Annotated in this window: 7 protein-coding genes; all 7 read right to left on the bottom strand. The window is 73.1% G+C overall.

Translation table 11 applies throughout. The features are described from left to right. Positions 1 to 5: 5 nt before the first annotated feature. The 7 genes from E1292_RS08520 to E1292_RS08490 are packed head-to-tail and all read right to left on the bottom strand — an operon-like array spanning position 6 to position 8,032. On the bottom strand, positions 6 to 1,889 hold the full coding sequence (locus E1292_RS08520; protein ID WP_132593779.1) for an ABC transporter ATP-binding protein: 1,884 nt from the start codon (positions 1,887 to 1,889) through the stop codon (positions 6 to 8). Beyond that, positions 1,886 to 3,568: an ABC transporter ATP-binding protein gene (locus E1292_RS08515; RefSeq protein ID WP_132593777.1), complete on the bottom strand. Its 1,683-nt coding sequence runs from the start codon at positions 3,566 to 3,568 to the stop codon at positions 1,886 to 1,888. The genes E1292_RS08520 and E1292_RS08515 overlap by 4 nt, the downstream gene beginning before the upstream one ends. Before the next feature lie 8 nt (positions 3,569 to 3,576). Then, entirely contained in the window at positions 3,577 to 3,804 is a 228-nt protein-coding gene (locus tag E1292_RS08510; RefSeq protein WP_132333419.1) for an MbtH family protein, read from the bottom strand. Further along, positions 3,779 to 4,597, bottom strand: a complete 819-nt coding sequence (locus E1292_RS08505) for an ABC transporter ATP-binding protein (protein WP_132593775.1) — start codon at positions 4,595 to 4,597, stop codon at positions 3,779 to 3,781. Before E1292_RS08505 ends, E1292_RS08510 begins: the two co-directional genes overlap by 26 nt. Next, positions 4,594 to 5,679, bottom strand: coding sequence for a FecCD family ABC transporter permease (locus E1292_RS08500; RefSeq protein ID WP_132593773.1), 1,086 nt, complete (start codon positions 5,677 to 5,679; stop codon positions 4,594 to 4,596). Before E1292_RS08500 ends, E1292_RS08505 begins: the two co-directional genes overlap by 4 nt. Further along, complete coding sequence (locus E1292_RS08495; protein ID WP_246090004.1) at positions 5,643 to 6,698, bottom strand: FecCD family ABC transporter permease; 1,056 nt, start codon at positions 6,696 to 6,698, stop codon at positions 5,643 to 5,645. Before E1292_RS08495 ends, E1292_RS08500 begins: the two co-directional genes overlap by 37 nt. Continuing rightward, positions 6,698 to 8,032 carry a lysine N(6)-hydroxylase/L-ornithine N(5)-oxygenase family protein gene (locus tag E1292_RS08490; RefSeq protein WP_246090003.1) on the bottom strand — a complete coding sequence of 445 codons (1,335 nt, stop codon included), beginning with the start codon at positions 8,030 to 8,032 and terminating at the stop codon, positions 6,698 to 6,700. The genes E1292_RS08495 and E1292_RS08490 overlap by 1 nt, the downstream gene beginning before the upstream one ends. Positions 8,033 to 8,056: the final 24 nt, after the last annotated feature.

Below are 8,056 nucleotides of genomic sequence, written 5' to 3'. Positions count from 1 at the left end.
GCTGCCTAACGTGATGACGACGTGGGGGTGCGCGCCTCCCAGGCACGCCAGAGTTGCGCGTACCGGCCGCCCGCGGCGACCAGCTCCTGATGCCGGCCCTGCTCCACGATCCGGCCGTGCTCCAGGACGACGACCCGGTCGGCGGCGGCTGCCTGGGTCAGCCGGTGGGCGACGATCAGGGTGGTGCGTCCCCGGGTCGCCGCGGCGGCGGACTCCTCCAAGGTGCGCGCGCCGAGGCTGCCCGCCTCCGCGGTGGCCTCGTCGAGGATGGCGATCGCCGGGTCGACGAGGATCAGGCGGGCGAGGGCGAGTTGCTGGGCCTGTGCCGTGGTCAACTCGTGGCCGCCCTCGCCGACCACCGTGTCCAGGCCGTCGGGCAGGGCCGTCGCCCAGTCCAGCGCTCCGACGGCGGACAGCGCGGAGGCGATCTCGCCCGGCGACGCCCCCTGCCTGGCCAGGCGCAGGTCCTCGACGAGAGGGCCGGCGAAGACGTGCACCTCCTGGGTGATGATCGCGACGTGCGCGCGCAGCCGGTCGGGCGGCAGTGCCACGCCGCCGACGGACACGGTGCCGCCGCCGGGGCGCAGGATGCCCGCGGCGATCGCCGCCAGCGTGGACTTGCCCGCGCCCGTCGATCCGACCAGCGCGACGCGGGCGCCGGCGGGCAGGCTGATGGAGACGCCGTGCAGCACCTCCGGCCCGCCGTCGTAGCCGAAGCGCACGCCGGACAGCTCCAGCCCGGCTCCGCCCGGCCCGCTCGCGCCGTCGCCAGAACGGTCCAGGTCGCCACCGGGACGGTCCGGGTCGCCGCCGCGAGCCGCCAAGCCGCCACCGGGACGGCCCGGGCCGTCGCCGCGAGCCGCCAAGCCGCCACCGGGACGGTCCGGGCCGTCGCCCGGGTCCGGCGCGAGGTCCACCACGCCGACCAGCCTGGCCAGGCTCGCCGCCGCCGCCTGCAACTCGTCGAACGTGAACAGCAGCATGCCGATCGGGTTGAACAGGCGGTGGAACAGCACGGCCGCCGCGGCGCTCTGGCCGACGGTGGCGGCGCCCGACCGGACGAGGAGGAAGCCGACCACGAGGATCGCGGCCAGGCCGAAGAACTCCGCCCGGTTGACCCGGCCGACGAAACGGGTGAACAGCGTGAAGACCGACACGGAGATGTCGTGCACCTGGTGCGAGGCGTCGCCGATGTCGCGCAACCGGCGCTGCTCCAGCCGGTAGGCGTGCACGGTGCGGGCACCTTGCATGTTCTCCACCAGCAGTTGCGAGTTGCCGGCCACGGCGCGCCGCTCGGCGGCGTACTTCGGCGCGGCGCGCGGCAGGTACCACCGCAGCGCAGCGACGTAGAGCGGGACGGCGACCGCGCCGGCGAGCCCGAGCCGCCAGTCCATTCCGGCCATCGCCGCGATGCTCAGCACGCCCAGCAGGAAAGCGGAGATCATCGTGGGGACGACGCTGGTGGCGGCCTTGCCGATCGAGGCGGCGTCGGTGCTGACCCGTGACAGCAGATCTCCCTTGCCGGCCCGTTCCAGCGTGGTGACGGGCAGGGTGAGCGCCCTGGCCACCGTACGTTCCCGCAGGTCAGCGAGCATGTGCCCGCACACCCGGCCGATCAGGTACGTGGCGGCGCCGGTGGCCGCCCCGCCGACGACGGCCGCGGCCACGATGACGACCGCGATGGGGATGATCGCCGAGACCGGCGCGTTCTCCCTGACGCGGTCGACGAGGGTGCCCAGGGCGTACGCGGGCACCACCGACGCGGCGGCGCCCACGACGCCCACCAGCGCGGCGAGCGTGCCGCCGATCCATCGCGCACGGAGTTCGAGCCGCAGCCACGCCCAGGTCCTGCGGGCGTCGGCGACGGGCAGCCTGTCTGGTCCGGTCATCGCAGCACCGCCCGGTTGTAGTCGTCGTCGGTGACGGCCAGTTCGGCGTGGGTGCCCTCGGCGGCGATCCGGCCGCCGTCGAGGACCACGACCCGATCCGTCATGGCGAGCAGGGCCGGGCTGCTCGTCACCACCACGGTGGTGAGCCGCCCGGAGCCGGGATGGCGCAGGGCGCGCAGCCCGCGGGCGATCTCGTGCTCGGTCACCGCGTCCACGGCGGTGGTGGGGTCGTGCATCACGAGGATCGCGGGGCGGGCCGTGAGCGCGCGGGCCAGCGCCAGCCGTTGCCGCTGCCCGCCCGAGAGGCTGGCGCCCCGCTCCGCGACGACGTGGCCGAGGCCGTCGGGGTGGGCGGAGACGACCTGGTCGGCCGCCGAGGCGGCCAGGGTGGCCTCGTCCAGCGGCCCGCCGGCGGTCACGTTCTCCTCGATCGTCCCGGTGAACAGGTCCGTGAGGTGCGGTTCCACGAGCATCGCCCGGCGGGCCTGCGCCGGGTCGAGGCGCGCCAGGTGCGTGCCTCCGACGAGGACGCCGCCTTCGTACTCGTCGGGCGCCACCCGGCCGGACAGAATCTTGACCAGTGCCTCCCCGTCGGCGGAGCGGTGGGGCACCACGCCGACGAACTCGCCGGGGCGCACGTGCAGGTCGACCCCGTCCAGCGGGCCGTACCTGAGCGCCCGCAGTTCGAGGTCGGGCGAGCCGGCGTCGAGCGTCTCCGTGCCTTCCGGCAGCAGCGCGGGCGCGTCGAGGACGGTGGCGACACGGTCGGCGGACGCCCTGGCCTCGGCGACCCAGCCGGGCACGACGGCGAGCGTGCCGATGGGCTCCATCAGGAACTGCGCGAGGCCGATGACGGTGATGAGCTCGCCGGCGGTGATCCTCCCGTTGAGCGCGAACCACCCGGCCAGGATCGCGATGCCGCCGGCCAGGAGCGCGCCGCCGGCCGTGGAGGCGGACAGGTACGCGCCCTGGGTGCGCGCCGCGCGTAACGCGGCCCGCAGGGACCGCCTGCTGACCTCGTCGTAGCGGCCGGCCGCCGCGTGCTCCGCGCCGATGCCGCGCAGCGGGCGCACCCCGCTGACCAGGTCGGCCGCCAGCGAGGTGGCCTCGCCGGCGAGGTCCTGCTGCTCGGTGACCCGCTTGGTGATGAGCGGGGTGGCGGCCTGCAGTCCGAGGACCACCACGGGGGTTCCGACCAGCACGGCCAGCCCGAGCTGCACGTCGATCACCAGCAGCGCGACGGCGCTCACCGCGGTCGCCGTCACCGCCCCCGCGACGCGCGGCACGTAGTCCAGCAGGTAGGACGTGTTGTCGGTGTCGGTCGTGGCCACGGTGAGCAGGTCACCGGCACGGCGGCCGGTCCTGACCCCGCGCGGATTGATAATCTTGGAGGCCACTTCGACGCGCAGCAGGTGCGCCTCGTCCGCGATGGCGGTCATCAGCCGGCGGGCGCCGAAGCGGTAGGCCATGCTCAGCGCGGTGAACAGGCCGGCCAGGACCGCCACCCAGAGCACCAGGGCGCCGCCGTCCCCCGGGCCGATGGCCTGGTCGACGATCACGCCGATGAGGATCGGCACCAGCGACTCGCACACCTGGTGCAGGCTGATCAGGCCGGTTCCCGTGCCCAGCTGCCACCGGTTGCGCGTCACCGCGCGCCACAGGACCCGCCGGCCGGTCATGGGCCGCGTCACTGCTCGGCGGCCATGCTCTCGCGCAGGCTCTTGGGCCGCAGGTCCGTCCAGTGCTCCTCGACGTAGTCCACGCACTCCTGGCGCTTGCTCTGGCCGCCTTCGCCGAAGACCACCCGCCAGCCCCGAGGCACCTCCTTGAACGTGGGCCACAGGGAGTGCTGCTCCTCGTCGTTCACCAGCACGTAGAAGGTGCCGTTCTCATCGTCGAAGGGATTGTTCGACATCGTGTCTCCTGACTGCGTGGTGGGATCGGGGGATGACCAGCGGGGTGTGGGTCTCCGGGTCGTCGATGATGCGGCAGGGCAGGCCGAACACGTCCTCGATCAGCTCGGCGGTGACGATCTTCCGGGGGTCGCCCTGCGCCACGACGGCGCCCGCCTTCATCGCGATGATGTGGTCGGCGTACCGGCAGGCCTGGTTGAGGTCGTGCAGGACCGCCACCATGGTGTTGCGCTGCTCCCGGTTCAGGCGGAGGCAGAGTTCGAGCAGCTCGATCTGGTGGGCGATGTCGAGGAACGTGGTCGGCTCGTCGAGCAGCACGATCGACGTCTCCTGGGCGAGCACCATCGCCACCCAGACCCGCTGGCGCTGCCCGCCGGAGAGCGTGTCGACGAGCCGCCCGGACAGGTCGGTGACGCCGGTGGCCGCCATCGCGCCCGCCACGGCCGCCTCGTCCTGGGCCGACCACTGCCTGATCAGTTTCTGGTGCGGGTGGCGCCCCCGTGCCACCAGGTCGGCCACGGTGATGCCGTCGGGCGCGATCGACGACTGCGGCAGCAGGCCGAGCCGCCTGGCGACCTCCTTGGCCGGGTGGGAGTGGATGTCCCTGCCGTCCAGCACGACCTGTCCCGCGGACGGCTTGAGCAGCCGCGACAGCGCTCTGAGCAGGGTGGACTTGCCGCACGCGTTAGGGCCGACGATCACGGTGAGCGCGCCGTCGGGAATGTCGACGCTGAGGTGCTCGCTGATCGGCCGGTGGTCGTAGCCGAGAGTGAGGTCCCTGGCGCTCAGTCTCATGAGCTCGCCTTCCGCATCGGCCTGGTCAGCAGCCAGGCGAAGTAGAGCCCGCCGAGCGACACCGTCACCACGCCCACGGGAAGCTGGGTGGGGGCGAACGCGCGCTGGCCGAGCCAGTCGCTCGCGGTCAGCAGCAGCGCGCCCATGGCCGCCGAGGGCGCCAGGGCTATGCCGGCCGTACGCGTGAGCAGGCGGGCCAGCTGGGGGGCCGCGAGCGCGACGAACGCCACCGGGCCCGCGGCGGCGGTGGCCACGGCGGTCAGCGCCACGCCGACGACGAGATAGAGCAGCCGGGCCCGTTCCGTGCGCACGCCGAGCGCGGCGGCGGCCTCCTCGCCCATCGCCAGCAGCGACAGGCGCGGCCCGAGGGCCAGCAGGCATCCGGCGAGCAGCACAACCGCGGCGGCCACGGGCGGGACGTGCTCCCACTTCACCGTGTTCAGGCTGCCCTGTCCCCAGATCGCCGCGGCGACGGCCAGGCGCAGGTCGACCTTGATGACGAACCACTGGTTCACGGAGGCGAGGACCGCGCTGATCGCGATCCCCACGATGATCAGCCGGAACCCCTGCACGCCCTGCTTGTACGCCAGCAGGTAGACCACGAGGGCGGCCGCGAGCCCGCCGATCAGGGCGCCCGCCGCGGTCTCGTAGTAGCCGCGGCCGACCAGCACCATCGTGACCAGCACCCCGGTGTAGGCGCCGGTGTTGAACCCGATCACGTCGGGGCTGCCGAGCGGGTTGCGCAGCAGCGACTGGAAGACGGCGCCGCTCAGCCCGAGCGCCGCGCCGATGAGCAGGGCCAGCAGCACGCGCGGCAGCCGCCATTCCACGACCACCAGGCGCGTCGCGCCCGACCCCTGCCCGGCCAGCGCCTGGATCACCTCGCCTGGCGGCACCTCGAACTCGCCGGTGCCCAGCCCGAGCACGGCCATCGCCGCGGCCGCGAGGCCGAGCACGGCGCAGACGAGCGCCGTGCGCGCGCCGAACCTGACGGATGCGCGGGACCGGCGCAGGATGACGACGCGGTGGCCGAAGTCCACCCCGCTCACGGGCTCGTCACCGCCCGCCGGCGGATCAGCCATATCAGCACCGGGGCTCCCAGGAACGCGGTGACGATCCCGGCCTGCAGTTCGGCGGGGCGGATCAGCACCCGTCCGGCGACGTCGGCGCCGAGCAGCAGGATCGGGGCGCAGATCACCGTGTACGCGAGGATCCACCGCTGGTCGGGCCCGACGATCCGGCGGACGGCGTGCGGCACCATCAGCCCGATGAACCCGATCGGGCCCACCGCCGCGGTCGCCGCGCCCGTCAGGAGCGCCACCGAGACCACCGACAGCACGCGTGTCCGGGTGACGCCGGCGCCCAGCGAGCGGGCGAGGTCGTCGCCCAGCGCGACGGCGTTGAGCGAGCGGGCGGCGGCGAACGCCAGGACCAGGCCGGCCAGGATGAACGGCGCGACCGCTTCGGCGATGGGCAGCGGCCGGCCGCCGAGCGTGCCGACGTCCCAGAAGCGCAGGTAGTCGAAGGCCCGCGGCTTCAGCAGCCGGATCGCGGCCGAGACGCCCTCCATGACGGCGCCGAGCGCCACGCCCGCGAGCGTCAGCCGGAGCGGTGTCGCTTCTCCGCGCCCGATCGAGCCGAGCGTGTAGACGAGGACGGTGGCGAAGGCCACCCCGGCGAACGCGAACCACACGTACGACCAGATGGACGTGAGGCCCAGGACCCCGATCGCGAACACGACGAAGAGCGCCGCTCCCGCGTTCATCCCGAGGATCTGCGTGTCCGCCAGCGGGTTGCGCGTCACCGCCTGGATGACCGCTCCCGAGACGCCGAGCGCGGCCCCCGCCAGCAGCCCCAGCACGGTCCTCGGGACCCGCAGCTCGCGCACGATCGCGTGGTCGTCGCTGTCGGCGACGTGGGCGAACGCGTCCCAGACCGTGGCGAGGCCGATGTTCCTGGTGCCGACGGCGATGCTCAGGACGCACGTGGCGACCAGCGCCGCCACGAGCACGAGCAGCCAGCCGCTCCGGCCGGCGTTGCCCGCGGCGACGCCCGCCGGCCGGTCCGTCGGTGCGGCCGGCCGGCGATCGGAGAGGATCACTATGTCGCCGCCCTGGCCCGCGGCGTGTGGCCGGCCAGCAGCGAGTCGCGGATCTCGCCGGCCCGGACGGCGGTGGCGGACAGGAGTGTGGAGGTGAGGCCGTGGGTGTGTTCACCCGCTCCTTGCAGGTAGATGCCCGCCGACACGTGCGCGGGCGTCTCGACGCGGTAGTCGCGGACTATCCTGAGCCGGTCCTCGTCGTCGCGCAGGCATAACTTGGCGGCCTGGCCGAGGACGGTGCCGATGTCCTGGGGCCGGTAGCCCGTGGCGTGGACGAGGAGGTCCGCTTCGAGCACCTCGTGCTCGCCGGTGGGCAGATACTCCACCGCGACGTCGAGCCGGTCGTCGCGTTCGTCCACCTCGCGGATGCGCGAGGCGCGCAGGACGCGCAGCCGCTCGCCGCCCTGGACCTTCTCCCGGTACATGGTCCGGTAGAGGGACTCGATGAGGTCCATGTCCACCACGGAGTAGTTGGTGCCGCGGTGGTAGTCGAGCAGGGACTGCTTGACGGCTGACGGAGCGCCGAAGAACGTGTCTACGGCCCCGGGATCGAAGATCTGGTTGGCGAAAGGGCTGTCATCGGCGGGGGTGTAGCCATATTTGGCGATGACGGCGCAGACTTCCGCGTCGGGGAACGTGCGATGCAGGTAGTCGGTCGTCTCGGCCGCGCTCTGGCCGGCCCCCAGCACCAGGGCCCGCCGCACCGGGACCCCGGCCTCCTTGAGGGCGGCCACCCGGGGCAGCAGCTCGCTGTTGTGCCACACCCTGTCGGAGACGACCGTTCCCGGCGGCAGGTGCGGCTCCAGCCCGGTGGCGACGCAGAGGTTACGGGCCCGCCGTACGGTGGTGTGCCCGGGACGCTCCGGGTCCGTGCTGATCACGTCGAACGCGGGGATGCCGCCGCCCTCCGCGATCACCGGCTCGACGGCCACGACCTCCTCGGCGTACGCGACCAGGTCGCGCACCCGCTCGGCCGCCCACTCGAAATAGGCGTGGAACTCGATCCGCAGCGGGAAGAGCGTCTTGTGGTTGAGGAAGTCCACCAACCTGCCGCTGTCCTTCAGGAAGCACAGAAAGCTGAAGTCGCTGGCGGGGTCGCGCAGGGTGACCAGGTCTTTCAGGAATGACACCTGCATGGTCGCGTCGTCGAGAAGCATCCCCTTGTGCCAGCCGAAGCCGGGCTGCTTCTCCAGGAATCGCATGTGAAGCCGTTCGGGTGCCGGGACCCGGGCGTTGTGCTCCCGCAAGGCGATCGCCAGCGCGAGGTTCGATGGGCCGAAGCCGATTCCCAAGATGTCGTAGGTGCCGTTGAGTCTGCTCAGCAGTGTCTCCACCGAGGCATCGCCTCCCTCTGCGGC

It is taken from the genome of Nonomuraea deserti (genome assembly GCF_004348685.1).
Taxonomy (GTDB): domain Bacteria; phylum Actinomycetota; class Actinomycetes; order Streptosporangiales; family Streptosporangiaceae; genus Nonomuraea; species Nonomuraea deserti.
This window is presented reverse-complemented; position numbering and strand designations above follow the sequence as displayed.